General features: G+C 31.4%; 13 protein-coding genes, 2 tRNA genes and 1 pseudogene. 7 read left to right on the top strand and 9 right to left on the bottom strand.

The window, feature by feature from the left end; translation table 11 throughout:
* Positions 1-101 precede the first annotated feature (101 nt).
* From OEM44_02995 to gatE, 3 genes are read left to right on the top strand one after another with little or no spacing between them, the layout of a single operon-like run.
* The gene (locus OEM44_02995; protein ID MDH3515766.1) at positions 102-2,288 is read left to right on the top strand and encodes a CDC48 family AAA ATPase; all 2,187 of its coding nucleotides are present in this window, start codon (positions 102-104) and stop codon (positions 2,286-2,288) included.
* Between the two features lie 32 nt (positions 2,289-2,320).
* Positions 2,321-3,610, top strand: a complete 1,290-nt coding sequence (gene gatD / locus OEM44_02990; GenBank protein ID MDH3515765.1) for a Glu-tRNA(Gln) amidotransferase subunit GatD — start codon at positions 2,321-2,323, stop codon at positions 3,608-3,610.
* An 11-nt stretch (positions 3,611-3,621) separates the two neighbouring features.
* Entirely contained in the window at positions 3,622-5,523 is a 1,902-nt protein-coding gene (gene gatE, locus OEM44_02985) for a Glu-tRNA(Gln) amidotransferase subunit GatE (protein ID MDH3515764.1), read from the top strand.
* Positions 5,524-5,538: 15 nt separating this feature from the next.
* Here gatE and OEM44_02980 read toward each other — a convergent pair.
* The 6 genes from OEM44_02980 to OEM44_02955 all read right to left on the bottom strand — a co-directional run bounded on the left by OEM44_02980 (position 5,539) and on the right by OEM44_02955 (position 11,142).
* Positions 5,539-5,623: transfer RNA gene (locus tag OEM44_02980), tRNA-Leu, on the bottom strand.
* Positions 5,624-5,866: 243 nt separating this feature from the next.
* On the bottom strand, positions 5,867-6,400 hold the full coding sequence (locus OEM44_02975) for a hypothetical protein (GenBank protein ID MDH3515763.1): 534 nt from the start codon (positions 6,398-6,400) through the stop codon (positions 5,867-5,869).
* 6 nt (positions 6,401-6,406) lie between these two features.
* On the bottom strand, positions 6,407-7,465 hold the full coding sequence (dnaJ, locus tag OEM44_02970) for a molecular chaperone DnaJ (protein MDH3515762.1): 1,059 nt from the start codon (positions 7,463-7,465) through the stop codon (positions 6,407-6,409).
* A gap of 49 nt (positions 7,466-7,514) precedes the next feature.
* On the bottom strand, positions 7,515-9,410 hold the full coding sequence (gene dnaK / locus OEM44_02965) for a molecular chaperone DnaK (protein MDH3515761.1): 1,896 nt from the start codon (positions 9,408-9,410) through the stop codon (positions 7,515-7,517).
* A gap of 5 nt (positions 9,411-9,415) precedes the next feature.
* Positions 9,416-9,967, bottom strand: coding sequence for a nucleotide exchange factor GrpE (locus OEM44_02960; GenBank protein MDH3515760.1), 552 nt, complete (start codon positions 9,965-9,967; stop codon positions 9,416-9,418).
* A 35-nt stretch (positions 9,968-10,002) separates the two neighbouring features.
* Positions 10,003-11,142, bottom strand: coding sequence for a hypothetical protein (locus tag OEM44_02955; GenBank protein MDH3515759.1), 1,140 nt, complete (start codon positions 11,140-11,142; stop codon positions 10,003-10,005).
* Between the two features lie 63 nt (positions 11,143-11,205).
* On the opposite strand from OEM44_02955, the gene OEM44_02950 reads away from it, so the two are divergent.
* The 3 genes and pseudogenes from OEM44_02950 to OEM44_02940 all read left to right on the top strand — a co-directional run bounded on the left by OEM44_02950 (position 11,206) and on the right by OEM44_02940 (position 13,174).
* Positions 11,206-12,234 carry a DUF354 domain-containing protein gene (locus OEM44_02950; GenBank protein MDH3515758.1) on the top strand — a complete coding sequence of 343 codons (1,029 nt, stop codon included), beginning with the start codon at positions 11,206-11,208 and terminating at the stop codon, positions 12,232-12,234.
* Positions 12,235-12,300: 66 nt separating this feature from the next.
* Positions 12,301-12,373, top strand: a tRNA-Gln gene (locus tag OEM44_02945).
* Positions 12,374-12,440: 67 nt separating this feature from the next.
* Positions 12,441-13,174, top strand: a pseudogene (locus OEM44_02940) (GDP-mannose dehydrogenase).
* On the opposite strand, the gene OEM44_02935 reads toward OEM44_02940, so the two are convergent.
* Complete coding sequence (locus OEM44_02935) at positions 13,171-13,932, bottom strand: ABC transporter permease (GenBank protein ID MDH3515757.1); 762 nt, start codon at positions 13,930-13,932, stop codon at positions 13,171-13,173. The pseudogene OEM44_02940 and the gene OEM44_02935 sit on opposite strands and share 4 nt — an antisense overlap.
* Positions 13,916-14,854, bottom strand: a complete 939-nt coding sequence (locus OEM44_02930) for an ABC transporter ATP-binding protein (GenBank protein ID MDH3515756.1) — start codon at positions 14,852-14,854, stop codon at positions 13,916-13,918. Before OEM44_02930 ends, OEM44_02935 begins: the two co-directional genes overlap by 17 nt.
* A 222-nt stretch (positions 14,855-15,076) precedes the next feature.
* Here OEM44_02930 and OEM44_02925 point away from each other — a divergent pair, with 222 nt between their 5' ends.
* Positions 15,077-16,474, top strand: coding sequence for a single-stranded DNA-binding protein (locus OEM44_02925; protein ID MDH3515755.1), 1,398 nt, complete (start codon positions 15,077-15,079; stop codon positions 16,472-16,474).
* Here OEM44_02925 and OEM44_02920 read toward each other — a convergent pair.
* The gene (locus OEM44_02920) at positions 16,471-19,212 is read right to left on the bottom strand and encodes a DEAD/DEAH box helicase (protein ID MDH3515754.1); all 2,742 of its coding nucleotides are present in this window, start codon (positions 19,210-19,212) and stop codon (positions 16,471-16,473) included. The two genes, OEM44_02925 and OEM44_02920, sit on opposite strands and share 4 nt — an antisense overlap.
* Positions 19,213-19,296 lie beyond the last annotated feature (84 nt).

Genomic DNA, 19,296 nt, shown 5'->3' with positions numbered 1-19,296 from the left:
TGATCGTTTCCTACTTAAAGAGGATTTTAAGCTTGTGGTATTATTTGTAATTTTGAGAAATCACCACAAAGGTATAAAAATTAGAGTGAAGGGTTTTATTTATGAGTCAAAATGCTCTTTCTCTTAAAGTTCTTGAAGCATATACCAGAGATGTTGGAAGAGGAGTAGCAAGAATCGACTATGATTCTATGGATACATTGAATGCATCCACAGGAGATGTTATAGAAATTAAGGGTAAACGAAGAACAGTTGCAAAATGTCTTCCTCTATATCCATCCGATGAAGGAAAAGGAATTATTAGAATTGATGGATTGGGAAGAAATAATTCAGGAATAGCAATTGGTGACACAATTTCAGTTAGAAAAATAAAAGCAGTAGCTGCAGAAAAAGTAGTAGTTGCACCATTAGAGGCAATTCCTCCAATCGATGAAAGATATCTTGCAGATGCTTTAGAGAGCGTTCCTTTGATTAAAGGAGACAATGTAATGGTGCCATATTTTGGTGGACGTTTAACTTTTCAAGTAATAGGAGTAACACCATCTGCTGATGCAGTATTGGTTACTCAGAAAACTGTCTTCCACATTGCAGAAAAAGGTGAGACATTACGTGGAGTTCCACAAGTAACCTATGAGGACATTGGAGGAATATCAAATGAAATTAAGAAAGTAAGGGAAATGATTGAGCTTCCGTTAAGACATCCAGAAATTTTTGAAAAGTTAGGCATTGAGGCACCAAAGGGTGTTTTACTATATGGACCACCAGGTACAGGAAAAACATTACTTGCAAAAGCTGTTGCAAATGAAAGTCAAGCTCATTTTATCAGTATATCTGGTCCAGAAATCATGAGTAAGTTTTATGGTGAAAGTGAAGCAAGGTTAAGAGAAATTTTCAAAGAAGCTCGAGAAAAAGCTCCATCAATTATTTTCGTAGATGAAATTGATTCAATTGCACCAAAAAGAGAAGAAGTAACAGGCGAAGTAGAAAGACGAGTAGTATCACAGATGTTATCATTAATGGATGGATTGGAAGCTAGGGGAAAAGTAATTGTAATTGCTGCAACAAATAGGCCAAACGCTATAGATCCTGCACTTAGAAGACCCGGAAGATTTGATAGAGAAATAGAGATTAAAGTTCCAGACAAAAAAGGAAGAAAAGACATACTTTCAATTCATAGTAGAAACATGCCATTATCAGATGATGTAAACATTGAGAAAATCTCAGCAGTGAGTCATGGATACGTTGGTGCTGACTTGGAATATCTTTGTAAAGAAGCTGCAATGAAGTGTTTGAGAAGATTATTACCTGTTTTAAATTTGGAAGAAGAAAAACTTCCCCCTGAAACTTTAGATAAACTAATTGTTAACCATGAAGACTTTCAGAAAGCTTTGATTGAAGTAACTCCATCTGGAATGAGAGAAGTTTTCATTGAGAATCCAGATGTAAAGTGGGAAGATGTTGGAGGTTTAGAAGAAGTAAAACGAGAATTGCAAGAGGCAGTTGAATGGCCAATGAAATATCCAGGATTGTACGATAAATTAGGGCATAAAATGCCTAGAGGTATATTACTTCATGGTCCAAGTGGTACAGGAAAAACACTACTTGCAAAAGCTGTTGCAACACAAAGTGAGGCAAATTTTGTATCAGTGAGGGGGCCTGAACTTTTGTCAAAATGGGTTGGTGAATCAGAAAGAGGAATTAGAGAGATTTTCAAAAGAGCACGTCAATCAGCTCCATGTGTTGTATTCTTTGACGAAATTGATTCAATTGCACCAATCAGAGGGGCAGGTGGAGAAACAGCTGTTACGGAAAGAGTGGTCAGCCAATTATTAACAGAGTTAGATGGAATGGAAAATATGCATGGTGTTATAGTTTTAGCTGCAACAAATAGAGCAGACATGATTGATCCTGCATTACTAAGACCAGGAAGATTTGATAAAATTATTCAGATTCCGCTTCCAGATAAAGAAAGTAGAAAGAGCATCTTAAAAATTAATGCTGCAAAGATACCAACTAATACTGATGAAAGTGATCCACAGCGCGTAGATATTGATAAGATTGCTGAATTAACTGATGGTCTGAGTGGTGCTGATACAGCATCCATTGCAAACACTGCAGTGTCCATAGTAATTCATGAATTCTTAGATTCACATCCAGATGTCAAGGATATTGAGAAAAATAGCATGGATGCAAAAGTAACTATGAAACATTTTGAGGAAGCAGTAAAGAAAGTCAGAGAACAAAAAGATCTTAAATTAGGCGAAAAATTAGTAGCATCCTATTACAGGTAGTTTTAATTAAATAACAAATCTAGTTTTCCTAAATGTCAGAATATACAGGGTATAAAGGGAACTCATTAGAGCTTTTAAAATCAAAGCAGATTTCAATAGGTGATTCAGTTAAGATATTAGCAGATCTTACTTACTCAGGCATTATTATGCCAAGATATGAACACAATGATGACAAACATATTGTTTTAAAATTAAAGAGTGGTTACAATATAGGATTAGATATTGAAAAGATTGAAACCATTGAAAAAATAAAATCTGTAAGAAAAAAAATTGAAAAAAATGAAGAGGTAAAACAAGTTGATGGATTATCAAAAATTTTGTTAATATCTACGGGAGGAACAATTGCAAGTAAGATAGACTATAGAACAGGTGCAGTAACACCTGTATTGACTGCCGAGGAATTAAATTTATCAGTTCCTGAGCTTGCAAAAATTGCAAATATTGATACAAAAGTGTTATTTTCAGAATATTCTGAAAACATAATGCCAGAGCATTGGTTGAAAATTGCAGAAAAGATCAATGAGTATTCTAAATCAGACTATTCAGGAATAATTATTGCTCATGGAACAGATACAATGCATTATACCTCAGCATTTCTATCTTTTGCACTTGCAGGTTTTCCATTACCTATTGCATTAGTGGGATCACAAAGATCATCAGATCGTGCTTCATCAGATGCTGCACTGAATTTGATTGGAGCAGTGAAATTTCTTGTTGAATGTAAGACAAATGGAATCTATATAGTAATGCATCAAGATGAAAACGATGAAGCTATTGCATGTCATATTGGAACAAGAGTAAGAAAAAATCATACAAGTAAAAGAGGAGCTTTTCAAACAGTTGGTGACAATCCAGCATTCATTGTTTACAATAATGAGATTCATAGAAATATGAAAGATAACTTTTTTAGAATTAAAGAATATAAACATAAAATTAAATTAAATCTAAAAGTTGCCCTAGTAAAATATCATCCAGGTTATGATCCTAACATGTTAAAGACAATAATAGACGGAGGATACAAAGCAATAATTTTTGAAGGTACAGGATTAGGGCATGTTGGAAAAAATATGTATCCAATAATAAAAATTGCAAATGAAAGGGGTATTTTTATGGGAATGACTTCACAATGCATAGACGGGAGGGTTAGAATGACAGTTTATGAGAGCGGTAGGGATCTATTAAATTTAGGAATAATTCCTTTAGAAGATATGATTCCAGAAGTAGCATTGGTTAAGGCAATGTGGGCATCTGGAAATAGTGAAAATCGTGAAGATATTAAAGAAATTATGCTTGATAAAATAGCATCTGAGTTTTCAACATAAACAAGATAACTATGGAAAAAAAATTGATTAGCGATTTAGGTGTAAAAGTTGGTTTAGAAATTCATCAACAGCTTGCAACAAATAAAAAATTATTTTGTAATTGTACACCAATAGAATCAGATGAATATACAATAAAATTCCAGAGAAAATTACGAGCATCTAAAAGTGAGTTAGGTGAATTTGACCCTGCTGCATTATTTGAGAGTGTAAAATCGAAAACTATAATGTATTATGCAAATCTACAGAGTAGTTGCTTAGTAGAGCAAGATGAAGAGCCACCACATGAATTAGATAATGATGCAAGAAAAATTGCATTAATTATTTCATCTATATTAAAAGCAAATATTTTTGATGAAATTTATCCCATGAGAAAAACGGTAATTGATGGTTCCAATACAACTGGATTTCAACGAACAATGTTAATTTCACAAGGCGGATTCTATAAAGCGGGAAAAATAAAGATTGGAATTCAATCAATTTGTCTAGAAGAAGATGCTGCAAAAATCTTAGGTGATGATGGGTATGTAAGAAAATATGGATTAGAACGTCTAGGGGTTCCATTAATTGAAATTGCAACAGAGCCATTCGAAGTGGAATTAGATCAGATTAAAAATATAGCTTTATCATTAGGAAGAATTTTGAGGACTACAAAAAAAGTAAGAAGAGGTTTAGGCTCCATTCGACAAGATGTTAATGTTTCAATTAAAGAAGGTGGTGGTGTAGTGATCGAAGTAAAAGGTGTACAACAATTAGAGCAATTAGAAAAAGTAGTAAAATATGAAGCAAAAAGACAACATGGATTATTATTAATCTCAAAAAAATTAAAGGAGAAAAATTGGAGATATAATGATGAATTTGATAAAACTGATATTACTGAATTATTTTCAAAATGCAAATCAAAAATTATTCAGAATGCCATAAAACAAAATCAAAAAATTTTTGTGGTGTCTTTTAAAAATTTAGCAGGAATATTTGGATATTCACCATATGATGAAATACGTTTGGGAAAAGAAGTAGCAGAATTGGTACGATTTTTTGGAATTGGGGGGGTTTTTCATTCAGATGAAATACCAAATTATGGTATAGAAAATTCAGATATACTAAATTTAAAAAATAACTTGAGAATTAATGACAACGATGCATTTTTGATTTTAGCTGCGCCTGAGGAAAAAATACATACTATAATAAACCAAATTATTCTAAGAATTGAGTATATCAAAAATGAAGGTATACCTATTGATACACGATTAGCCACTCAATCGGGTGAAACAAAATTTCTAAGACCTAGACCGGGAGCAGCACGGATGTATCCTGAAACAGATATCCCGCCAATTATAATTACAAAAAAAGAATTAGAAGAAGTACAGAAAAACATACCAAAATCTTGGGATGAATCAATAAAGGAATTACAAACAAAGTATAAAATTAATCTACAACTAGCAGAACAGATTTTTGATTCAAAATATATTGAACTGTTTGAAAATATAGTTGAAAAAACTACAATCAATCCCACATTTGTTGCATCAGTTCTATGCTCTTTAATTACTAATTTGGAAAGAAGTGGATTAGATTCTAATTTATTAAAAAATGAGGATGTTATCAGGTCATTTGAATTATTAGAAGCTAAAAAAATAGCCAAAGAGTCAATTGAAATGATATTTGAAAATATCATGTCTGGGAAATCAAAAACAACGGAAGATGCATTGAAAAATACTTCAATTGAGATTGTAGATGGTGAAGAATTAGAGAGAATTATTTACAATATAGTAGAAAACAATTACGAAATCATCAGAAATCAAAAAGAAAGGGCAATAGGACCATTGATGGGAATTGCCATGAAAGAATTAAGAGGCAAAGCTTCTGGAGAGGTAATAAACAATCTTCTTTTAAAAATAATCAAGGAAAAAGTGTAAAGTATCTGACTATAATGCGGGAAGTGGGATTTGAACCCACGAACTCCTAGAAGATAAGGATCTGAACCTTACGCCGTTGACCAGGCTGGGCGACTCCCGCATTGTTAATTTTTAAAATCGAGAATAAGTTTCTTTATTATACTCTAAAATAATTACACCAAATAAATCAAATAAGAAAATGGAATTTAAAGAAGTTTATTGTATAAATTGTAAAAAAGTTGTAGGACGTTACAACATTAAATTCTATAATGATGATAAAATTAATGAGTTATTAAAAACAACGCATTCTACCCATATCAAAGAAGGGCATCAGATAAGTATCAGAAAATTTGTTAAAAATTAATTAACATATTTTATTTTCTACTTCTGAAAGATTTGTAATTCTATGAATTCTATTATTAGACATATGTTCATTCCAAGGTTGTGAGTATAGAATTACTTTTTTGTTATGCTCAAGAAATTTTGCTGCATTGAGAGGGGAATCATCTATGAATACATCATAGTCTAAAGCAGCTTTCATAGGTCCATCAATGACAGAAACATAATTATCATATGATATGTTATGATGAGTTAACCAATTTTTTACAAATGAGTCAGTAGATTTTTCTCGTGCAGTAACTATATCCACCTGACCAAGATTTGAGAGATTTTTTGTAATAGTTGATAAATTTTTTTCAGTTGGAGGTATTGAATACCAATTTTTCCAACAAGAACTTAACTCTTCATAAAAATCAAAGCGATTTATTTGGAATTTCTTCCAAAATTCCCAGTCAGTTATCTCATGTTTAGAGATTTTTGGTCTAATTGTATTACTATAACTAAGCCAGGATTGAATGACATCTGCAAGTACTCCATCAACATCTAACGCAATTTTCATTTTTTATCAATCATCACTGATTTTTTTAAATTCATCTAGAAGATTTTTTTGATGTTTATTGAGTTTTGTAGGAATATTTACCACAATTCTAACGTATTGATCTCCTCGACCTCTATAATTGATATGTGGAACTCCCTTCCCTTTTAGTTTTATTATAGTATTTGGTTGACTCCCAGAATTAACTTTAATTTTTTCTGTTCCTTCCAATGTTGGAACAATGACATCACAACCTAATGCTGCGTCAACCATTGAAACATCCTGATCGTAAAAAATGTCTTTTCCATCTCGCTTGAATTTGGAATGAGGTTGAACCCTAACTCTAACAATTAGATCACCATTGGAACCATCAGGAATTTCATTTCCTTCTCCAGGTACAGTATAATCACCTGAATCAATCCCAGATGGAATTTCAAATGAGACTTTTTTGGTGCCTTTTTTCTTTCCTTGTCCTTTGCATTCATTACATGGTGTTTCAATACTAAATCCTTGGCCCCTACAAGTAGGACACGGTGCGGCTGTAACAAAAGATGCAAATCCCATATTACGACTTTGTCTTACTTGTCCTTGACCATTACATGTGGCACATGTTTTCTTGTTAGTGCCAGGTTTACAACCAGATCCATTACAAATATCACACTGAATTTGTTTTTGCAGATCAATATCAATTTTTTTTCCATGTAAGACATCTTCTAAGGTTACTGAAGTCTCATATAGAATATCAGAACCACGTTGTTGTTGATTAAAACCAAATCCTCCTCCACGACCAAAGATGGATTCAAAAATAGAATCAAATCCGGCACCTCGTGCTCCTTGAAAAATATCATCACTTGTAAATCGGTCATCTACACCAGCATGGCCATGTTGGTCATAGATTTGTTTTTTTTGCGGATCAGAGAGAACGGCATATGCTTCAGAAATTTCTTTGAAATGCTCTCCGGCATCCGAAGACTTGTTACGATCAGGGTGAAATTTTAATGCTAATTTCCTATATTGTTGTTTAATTTCATCAATTGAAGACGATTTAGATACTCCCAAAACCTCATAATAATCACGTTTTGCTGCCATAAATCATTCCTTTAACATAATTACCGTATAAATGATTGAATCTGGAAAACTAGCTGGTTTTTGTTTCATCAGTAGATGATGAATCATTTGTTTTTTGTCCTTCAGCATTTTGTTGTCCTTCAGCATTTTGTTGTCCTTCAGCATTTTGTTGTCCTTCAGCATTTTGTTGTCCTTCAGCATTAGGTGGGGGTGAAGCATTTTTGTAAAGTTCTGTGGTAACTTCACTGACCATAGTTTGTAATGCTTCAAGTTTAGGCTTTAATTCAGATGGTTCTTTATCAAGAGCTTCTTTAACTTCTTTAACAGCATCGGTGATTTTGATTCCCTGTTCTTGAGAAATTTTATCTTTAAGATCGTGATTGACTAGTTTTTCTGTGGTGTAAATATAACTTTCAGCTTCATTTTTTAGATCAATTCTTTCTTTCTTCTTCTTATCTTCATCAGAGAATTTTTCTGCGTCTTCTTTTAATTTCTCAATTTCTTCTTTAGATAATTTTGATGAGGATTCAATTGTGATTTTTGCTTCCTTTTGAGTTCCAAGATCTTTAGCTGTGACATTAATAATCCCGTTTGCATCGATATCAAATTTTACTTCAATTTGTGGAATTCCTCGTGGTGCAGGTGGTAAATCCGTAAGATTAAAGCTTCCTAATGATACGTTATCAGTGGCCATTGGTCGTTCACCTTGAACAACATGAATAGTTACTGCTGTTTGATTATCAGCAGCAGTTGTGAAAACTTTACTCTTAGAAGTAGGTATTGTTGTGTTTCTTTCAATTAATGGTTCTCTTACCCCACCTAATGTTTCGATTCCTAATGTAAGTGGTGTAACATCAAGCAAAACGATATCACTACTTACATCTCCTGCGATAATTCCTGCCTGTATTGCAGCACCCATTGCTACTGCCTCCATAGGATCTACTCCAGATTCAGTTACTTGACCAACAACTTCACTTACAAATTTTTTAACTGATGGGATTCTGGTTGGGCCGCCAACCATAACTATTTTTTTGATATCGGATTTGGTTAACTTTGCATCTTCTAATGCTTTTAGTATAGAAGGTCTACAACGCTCAACAATTGGTTTTATCAAATCATCTAGTTTAGATCTAGTAATTCTTAATTCAAGATTTTTGGCACCTGAAGATGGATCGTGTGCAATGAAAGGTAAATTAATATCAGTTTCCATAACAGTTGATAGTTCAATTTTAGCTTTTTCGGAAGCTTCTCTAATTCTAGTCATTGCAGTTGAATCTTGAGTTAAATCAAGACCTTCTTTTTTCTTGAATTGATCTACAACGTAATCAATTAGAACTTTGTCCATATCTGTACCGCCTAACTGAGTATCACCAGATGTACTAAGAACTTCAAAGACACCTCCACCCATTTCCATTATGGTTACATCTAATGTTCCTCCACCAAAATCAAATACAAGAATTTTCATATCTTCTTTAATTTTATCTAGTCCAAATGCTAATGATGCAGCTGTTGGTTCATTGATAATCCTAACAACATCAAGTCCAGCAATTGTTCCAGCATCTTTAGTTGCTTGACGTTGATTATCATCAAAATATGCAGGAACAGTAATGACTGCTTTCTCTACAGGTTCGCCAATAAATGCTTCAGCATCTTTTTTGATTTTTTGAAGAATAAATGATGAGATTTGTTGAGGCTTGTATTCCTTATCTAAAACTTTAAAAGTATAATCAGAACCCATTTTTCTTTTTGCAGCAACTATGGTTCTATCAGGATTTGTTACAGACTGTCTTCGTGCTGGTTCACCAACTAGAAGCTCACCATCTTTACTAAATGCTACAACTGATGGAAATGCTTTTCCTCCCACAGTGGCTCCTTCAGCTGCTGGAATAATTGTTGGTTTCCCACCCAACATTACCGCAGCCGCGGAGTTACTTGTTCCTAGGTCAATCCCAATAATTTTAGCCATTTTTATCATCCTTTTTTTGAAATTTCTACTAACGTAGGTCTTATAACCCTCTCATGAGAAATATATCCTTTCCTGATCTCTCTTGTAATTGTATTATCATCCAAATTAGGATCGGTGATTATAGATATGGCTTCATGTAAATTTGGATTAAATATCTCTCCTAATGCATCAATTTGAATTACATTATATTTTTTTAATAATGAATCCATATTTTTAAGAATTGAGTCCAGACCGTCTGTATTGATTTTACTTTCGGAGAAAACTTCTTTAGCTCTTACAAAATCATCATAAATTTTCAAAAAATCTAATATGAATTCATTAATTTTTGTATTTACACCATTTTGTATATCAGATTGTGTTTTTCTATTAAGATTTTGAAAATCTGCAAGTGCGTGTTTAAATTTTTCTTCGTATTCAGATGATTTTTGTTTTTCTAAATCCAATAATTTTAATAATTCTTCAGCACTGGTTTTTGGAGGATCATATTCTTTTGATGAAAGATTTGTTTCTGAAATCACATCAACTGGAATTTCATCAGAATTATTTTCTTTTGACAATCCAATCAAAGTACTAGTTTAGCTAATTTATACTATTATTGAATTGTTTCACATAATGGATTAGCTTTTACAATTATCAGATCAGAATCTTGTTTGGTTTTTTTAATATTATCAAAATCAGATTTTGAACATGTGACAATAATTGTAGTTTTATCACTGTGAAATAGATCAAAACTTGGATCTTCATATGATTCAACATCACCAATATAATCACGTAATCTAGATGTTAAATTTTGGAGCATCTCAATTTTATCTCCACGCATTGCATGTTGATCAAGACTCCAGGATAATACAATTTTTGTTCTGCTTGCTTTTAGATCATTTTTCTTCAATGTTATACGAATTTTATCAATTAGTCGTTTAATGTATCCATCAATTCCTTTTACACTTCCATTAATTAGATACATTAGACTATTGGTTCCTTCGAATGATGATCCTAAAGATTTTAAATCAAAGAGGCCACTAACCATATTATCAAGATAAATTTCTTGAAAATCATCTAAAGCAAAATCATTTTTTGTAATTTCATCTTGAGCATATTTACAAACCTCTAAAACACTACATAATCTTGAGAATCTAGATAAGACATTAATTGCATGAAGATGTTCCGACGATGAAATTGTAGCAAATTGTTTCTCTTTTTTTCCAACAGTAAGTAATCCAGACAATGTAAGATCCTCTTTTCCATTAAATGTTCCAATAATTTTTGGTTGCTCATTAAGATTCTCTAATGGATAATAATAGTAAGAAATTTGTTTTCCAGCTTCAAGACCTGTAACATGCTCTAACAATGAAATATTTTCATTGTTACCTCCAAATCCTGTTGGAAGAGTGAAAATAACTGAGCTGTTTTTCTGTAATGATGTTACCGCATCCTTAAATTTAGAATGAATTTCAGTTTTAATATCTTGTCCTGTCTTTCTAACTCTTGGAGTAAAGAAAAGGTATTGTGCTTTAGAAATTGCTACATCAATTGGTTCCATAGATAATAGAGGTTCATCCTCTTTGAGAGATGAAACATTAGGATATGTTTTGGCAATTTCTGCTTTGAGAGAAATTGCGGATGGAGTTGATTCATCTATAATGTAAACATCTGCACCATTAATGGCCATTTGGGATGCAATAGCATATCCCTCAGTACTAAGACCATAAACAACAACTTTTACTCCCCCCATTATCTAGGATCTAATTATAGACCAAGAAAAACTTATTGAACTAACTACAATTATGAAAAATACTTGAAAATATGGATTGACATTCTTACACCAAAACAATTATTGTTTTCTGAATCAATAATTAAAAAATTAGGAGGAAAACATGAACTTTTATGCACTTCAAGGGAATATGAAGAAGTTTCTAAATTAGCAAAAATACGAGATTTTGACCTTATTTTTGTAGGAAAACATGGTGGTGGCGACAAAAAAACAAAAGTTAAAGCCAGTATAGACAGAATGAAGAAACTATTAAAAATAATCAAAGTATTCTCACCAGACATAACAATTAGTTTTTGCTCACCTGAAGCGGCTAGAATTGCATTTGGATTAGGTATAAGGCATATTGCATTTTGTGATTCACCACATGCTAATGCGGTTATGAGATTAACATTGCCATTGATTCAAAAATTGTTAATTCCATACATAATTCCTAAAAATAAATTTTCCAAATATGGGATCGATAAAAAGAATATTATTTCATATAAAGCAATTGATGCATCTGTTACCATAAAAAGAAAGATTAATCAAAAAGCGATATTGCCATTTAACAACAATAAACAAAAAAATATTTTGATCAGAGTAGAAGAAGAAGAGGCCTCATATATGTCAAAATCTAGTAAAATCATTCCAATTATAGAGAAAATTATAAAAGATTACAGTGATCAAAATATTGTTATTTTAGGAAGATATACAAAACAAATCCAAAATCTTCAAAAATTAATTGGCGGAAAAGCTAAAATTGTGAAAATGTCATATGATGGAAAACATTTGTTAAATAACACAGATATTTTCATAGGATCTGGTGGAACAATGACAGCCGAATCTGCATTAATGGGAGTTCCAACTATATCTTACAACGCAGTTCCTAACATAATTGAAGATTTTCTTGTAAAGAAATATTTGATAAAACGGGAAACAAATCCAAATAGAATTTCTAATTATATTGGAAAAAAAATTCGAACAAAAAAGAATCCAAATCAAAATAGAGCAAAAAAAATTGTAGGAAAAATGGAAGATCCCATACAGAAACTAATCAAAGTTATAAAAGAATAATTTCTGTTTAATTCTAAGTTATTTAAATAAAAAGTTCATTAAGGGAATAAAAGTGCTCGATTTAGCAGCCCGGTAGTGTAGCGGTCAAGCATAGAGGCCTTTGAAGCCTTTGACCCCAGTTCGAGTCTGGGCCGGGCTACTTTTATAAAAACAAGAATAAGTTATAACACGAATATAACCAGATCAATTTCCTGAAATTAGCCACAATGGCATATATCATATTAGAAATAAGCGTAAGTTGAAAAGACATTATTCAATTTACTTGTGAAAAGAAATTTTGATTGTGTAGAAATTAATTCAAAATATGAAAATCATTCAGAAAATTCTACAATCCAAAATCCATAATATCTTCATGTTTGTATTACAAGAGAATTAACATATTTTATACATATTATATCAAACTGTACTAATAAGATTCAAGGTTTGAAAATAGTTTTGAATCATTCCACAGTAAAACCTAGAATAACAAAAAAATCCAAGAAAAATCTGAAATTATCATATTGTTTTCGCCTGTTCGTAGAATCCATAAAAAATTTATGGACAATATTAAAAAATATACAAAATTTGTTTCATCAGACGATAAATAAATAGAATCAAAAATGAAATCAGATTTAGAAAAATTTTAAAAAAATAAAATAGATATCAACAACTAAAACTACGAAATTTGTAAAAATATTAGTTGATACAACATATGATGGATAATTAATTATACTTAGATTACAAAAGGAATTGTGAAGAAAAAGGCATAGGCATTAATGAAATGTAGAAATTCATGGATGAAATTCACGAAAATTTAGATAATAGAACAAAAATATATCCTTGTATTATTGAGGGTCATTGGGTTATTCTAAATCTAGATTTAGTAAAGGATGAAAATTTAGACATCGTTAAAAAAATTAATGAGTTATATGAAAAATACAAAAATAATCACAGTAATTAAAAATCTAATTTTGTAAGAAGTTTTGAAGCAATTACAAATAACACAGATGCAATACAAACAAGAACTAGCATTTCAAAAATAACAAAGTTAGTAATATTACCAAAAATTCCTGCTCTAATTACATCCACAAGATAAGTAAGTGGGTTCAAATAAAATGCAGAATGAAGTGGTTCAGGGGCACCATCTGCAGGATAAAATGCAGTACTAACAAAAGCAAAGAAAAGAAAAACAGTATTAATAATTACATTAAATCCCTCACTTGAGCGTAATCTGGTGGAAATTATTGAGGCCAATGATCCAAATAATACAGAACCAGTAATTGCACCAAAAATAATTATTGGAATTGTTATAATTGAGAACTCTACAGATTCAAAAAATACAGGATACCCAACTAGAGCAATCAGTGTTGCACTAACTAATCCAACAATTCCTATGGTGCATATATTACTAAGAATATAATGACTACGAGTAAAAGGTCCAGACATTATTTGCTCAAACATTCCATGCTTTCTATCATTCCAAATAATGATACCAGAGACAAGCGTACTATTCATAATATTAAATCCAATCATTCCTGATGCTAAAAATGCAGGATAATCAAGATCTTTTGCTCCAAATGGAACTTCACTAATTAATGGCGCATATGCAAATCCTGCAACAAAAATATAGATTAGGGGAAAAATTACTTGCCAGATCAAGAATCCAGGATTAAGAGAAATCGTCAGATTTCGATTCACTAGTCTAATTATTGGATGCATTTTTGTTCATCATTTTCAGAAATATTTCTTCAAGACTTGTTGGGATAGCAGACAAATCTTCAATCTCAATATTATTTTTATTAAGTATTTTCAATATTTGTAATAATACTAATTCTGATTGCTCGGAATTAATTATGATGTTAGTTCCACTCTCAAAATTAATTTTACAATCGGAGATTCCAGTTAAAAGAAATGAGATATCAGAATGTTTTTCTAATAAATGAATTTTAATAGTTTTTTCTTTTCCAAATCTGTTTTTTAATGCATCAGGGGAATCAACAGTAATAATTTTTCCTTTGTCAATAATAGCTATTTGATCGCAAAGATATTCAGCTTCACTTAGAATATGCGTGGTATAAAAAATAGTTAGTCCAGTTTTTACTTTAATTTTTAAATAATCTAATAATTTTCTCCTAGCACTTGGATCCAGACCAACGGTAGGTTCATCTAAGAATAACAATTCCATATCATGCATAAATTCACGTGCAACCTGCACTCTTCTTCTTTGACCAATCGAAAGATCTTCATTTCTTTTTTTTCGAATTTCCACTAGATCAAAATCTTGTAAAAGCTGTTCCATTCTTTTTTTACGTTCGGTTGTTGGAACATTCCACATCATACCATATTTATCAAGAGATTTTTCAACAGAAAGAGTAGGCTCATAACTTGGTTGTTGTAAAACAACTCCTATTTTATGACGAATTTGAAGAGGATTTGTTATAGCATTCATACCAAGAATAAAGAGAGAACCACTCGAAGGTGGGATAAGTGTAGTAAGAAGTTTTATTGTTGTAGATTTTCCAGCCCCATTAGGACCCAAAAATCCAAAGACTTGTCCAGATTTAACGGATAACACAAGATCATCTACAGCACGGATGGAGCCATAAGATTTTGATAAATGATCAACATTAATGCAAGACATAATAAAATTGCGATCTTCCTATTAATTTAGTTAATGAAGTAAATCAGAGTAATTTTCAAATAATTAGAATTAATTTAAATAAAATATGCATGAATTTAGAAAAGTGTTGATTTAAAAATTCTGAGTTCTGTAGAAATATTAGAAAGCGATCATTTCTAGAAAAAATCAAATTGACAAACTAATGAAATTTTTATTAATAGAACAAGTTTAGCAAAAAACGAATTGTCTGAATTTGAAAATCTTATTGCCAAATTTCTTGAGCAAAAACCAGAATTAACTAAAAAGGACATTGAAGAGCAAATACAGTTAAAAAAAGAAAAAATAGGTGCAGGGTATCTAACTGATCAAGGAGCACTATTTTTGATAGCATCAGATTATGGAATTGTATTATCTGAGCCACTTAAGGTTGAAATTGGTTTGAAAGATCTGTATGCAGGAGCAAAAGAAATATCATTACAAACAAGAGTTTTGAATCTTTCACCTGCAAAACAATATTCAAGAAAAGACGGATCGCCATTTTATCTTAGAACAATGACCGTTTATGACGAAAATTCTACTGCAAGTGTAAAATTATGGGATGAAAAAGCAAATTTACCAGGAATTGAAAATCTGAAACCAGGGGATTTAATTAAAATCATCAAAGCTTATGTTAAATCAGATCTTGATGGTTCTCCAACAATCAATATTGGATCTGGATCTAACATTGAAGCTACAGATACAAAAAGTGAGATTCCAACTATTGATACAATTACAAAAGACATTAGTGAATTAAAAGAGGGTCAAAAAGATCTTGTAATCTCAGGAATAATTGATGGTATGATTAGTGGTATGGAATTTACAAATTCTCGTGGTCAACTAGGAAAAGCACTAAGAATGAGACTAAAAGGAAAAGACGGAAGTAGGATTAGAGTAGTTCTTTGGGGCAAAGATGAAACCTCAATACCTAACATGATTTTACAGTCAGCCAAAATAAGGTTACTTGGTGTTAAAATTAAATCAGGAAATCAGGGATTGGAAATTCATGGAAATGATGCAACAATTATTGAAATTGAAGGCGGAAAAGAAGTAGAGCCGATAATTGTGCGAGTACTTTCAATATCACCATCAGATAATGATAAAAATATGATTTTAGCAGTAGACAATAAGAAAAATTTGTATAATATTAGTGATTTTTCAAATTCTACTAGTATTTGTGTGGAGGGTGACGTAATAGAATGTATGCCATCTAAAGTTTATGGAAATTCAATTACATTAGATGAAAATTCGTTTGTAAGAAAATTAGATAATGATGAATCCATTCTATCATTATCTAAGATTAGAACAAAGATTAACGATGTAAGAGTTGATGGGAGTTATTGCATTGAAGCAATAATATTAAAAGTTCCTGAGAGGCGTGAAGTTCAAACAAAGACTGGAGAATCAATTTTACTTTCAGAAATGTTTGTTGAAGATGATACAGGTCAAATTTGGGTAAAAGGTTGGAGAAAGCAAGCAAGACTAATTGATAAATGTGAATTAGGAGAAATTGTTTCGATTACAGGTCTAAATGCGAAGGCTGGGATTGAAGGTAGAATAGAGCTTTTCCTAACGCCATTTTCTAAAATTATAAAGAAAAATTAGGAATCCCAGAATCCCCGGGTTACAATATATTGTCTTTCTGCCTCATAGATTTGTCTGAACAGGTGTTCTTCATCAACCATATTTCGTAATATTCTTGCTGCAGTATCAGCGCCAACCCCATATCCAGACATTACAATAATAGCAATCTTTCCAAAATTTTCAACTAAAGAAGAAACTTTCCAGGCACGATCAAATTTGTGTTTTTCATCAGAAGATAATTTTTTTCCTTGGTGTTTTTTTTGAATAATCTTAGGTAAATCATAATCAGAATAATAAGTTGCAGTTATTTGACGAGCTTTACAATATGGACATATTAAATTATTTTTAACTTCAGATGTTTGAAATACACGTTCCCACTTTCCACATCTAGCACAAATCAGGCGATGTTTTGTCTTTTCTAACCTAGTTTTTACTAAATCAAGAATCCCTTTGTCAAGATTTGCTGGGGACGAATAATATTTTGTAGTATGATCTAAGATTGGTTCTGCTAATTTTGAAAATTGCTCAACTTCTAACCACTTAAGATGTATTTCATCTTCACGTATTTTTTTGAGTATCATATCACAATTTTTTAGATCATATTTATCATGAAATAATTCACGAAGAGCCTCACGTACAAGGGGGGTTTTATAATACCGCTCATATAAAAATCGAGCATATTTTTTTTCATATATTGCTCCCCTTCCAACAGTTCCAAATTTTTTTGCAACACACCAAGTCTTCCAATTAACATTATGAGTTCCAGATAAAGATGTACTAATAATCAAATGCAAATCATAATCATCTTTTATAACTTCCGTGAAAAGTTTTTCTGAAATACGTGATCTAGATGATAAAACAATCCTATAACCGTCTGAACGTGAATCAACTATGGAACCTAACATTGAAGATAGTATTGAAGAGAGTAATGCTGACAATGTAGTGTTAATTTTAGTGCCAAGACATGAATGAATTACAATTGAACCAATAGATCTATTTGATTCAATTAAAATATTATTTTCATTATGGATTTCATTAAAAACTAATTTCTCAATAATTTTATTTGTTAATACAAGAGTTCCATTTTTGACTTTACTACGAAAAGATCCCACCTTTCTTGAAGTTTTGTAATCAATCGGAATACTCTCTCCTTCCCAATATGGAACTGTAATTCCTCCACCTAGAAATGATTCAACATTGACTGTAAATGACTTTTCATCTACATTCAGTATTTTCCATTGTGAGCCTTTTAACACAAAAATATTTCCAGGGTCACCAAAATTGCCTACAAATCTTTGATCTAATGATCCAATGATTTTTTTTCCTACACTATCAAATACTTTGAATTTAAGAATATCTGGAATTGTAGAAAGATTCTCAAAATAATACTTGAATGCACGACCTTTTTTCCAAAAGGTCATTTTTGTTCGATCAAAAAATATCAGATAATTTGAATCAAGCAAATCCAATACTTCTATTAGTTCTTCCATTGATAAATTACGAAATGGATATGCTTTTGTTATTATATCAAAAGCCTGCTGAACTGAAAGTTCTCCAATTTGCATTACCAATCCAACTAAATGATGAGCTAGAACATCAAGAGATGCATCATGAATTTTTTGCTCTTCAATTGAACCCTCCTGAATACGATCAAGGATAGCTCTTGCTTCAAATTCATCATCAGCATTATTTGTTATAATTAATCCCTGTGCTGATGCATTGCGATTATGTCTACTTCTTCCAATTCTTTGTATAAATTTTGAGACTTGCCTTGGAGAACCATAATGTATTACTAATTCAACTGAACCAATATCTAATCCTAATTCAAGAGAAGATGTGCATACAATAATACCATGTTTTCCTTCACGTAAAATCAACTCAGTTTCTTCTCTAACCTCTTTTGAAAGAGAACCATGATGTAACTCAATTGGTAAAGATGATTTTTCTTTCAAGATTGAAGCCAAAAATTCAGCTTCCCCCCTAGTATTAGTAAATAAAAGAACAGGAGAATCTAACTTTAATTCTAATATATACTCAATAATTTTTTCTGCGACATCAGAAATTGTTCCATCAATATATTTTATTTTTACATCATATTTTCTCATCGATGTATCTCTGATTATCTCACATTTTCGTTTTGTACCCACGACAAATTTTCCAGCTTCCTTAAAATTTCCAACTGTAGCAGATAAGCCTATTTTTGTAAGAGGATATTTTGAGTTAAAGGCTAATCTTTCAATACTTAATGACAGTTGAGAACCTCTTTTACTAGACAGTAATTCATGAACTTCATCAACTACAATCCACTCTAATTCAGATAGCGCTACAAGTGTTTTTTGTTGGGTCAAAAGAATTACTAGAGTTTCAGGTGTTGTGATCATAATATCTGGAGGGTTTTCTGAAATTTTTTTTCTTTCTTTTTGTGTAGTATCTCCATGTCTAATTTCAATTGATAATTTGTTGTCATGTGCATATTTTGTAATTCTTCTAAATACATCACGGTTCAATGCTCGTAAAGGAGTAATGTAAAGTGCTTTAATTCTTCCAGTTTTCTTTGAATTTTTTAAAAAAGAAAAAATTGGAATTACAGAGCACTCTGTTTTTCCTGAACCAGTTGGAGCAATTATAAGACAATCTTTTTTTTGTAAAATTATTGGTAAAGCTTTTTTCTGAATTTCAGTTAGTTTTGAAAAACCAAATTTCTCAAACAATGATTCAATATTATGATTCGTTTGTTGAATTTGATCTTGATCTTTCATAAACAAGTACACCTACCAAACCAAGTGCAAACAAAACAATAGTAATAATTGGAATTGAATTAAAAATTCCCACCATAATTTAAC

The sequence above is a fragment of the Nitrosopumilus sp. genome (assembly GCA_029862745.1).
GTDB lineage: Archaea > Thermoproteota > Nitrososphaeria > Nitrososphaerales > Nitrosopumilaceae > Nitrosopumilus.
Note: the sequence above shows the minus strand (reverse complement) of the source record. Positions and strands in the feature narration are given on the sequence as shown.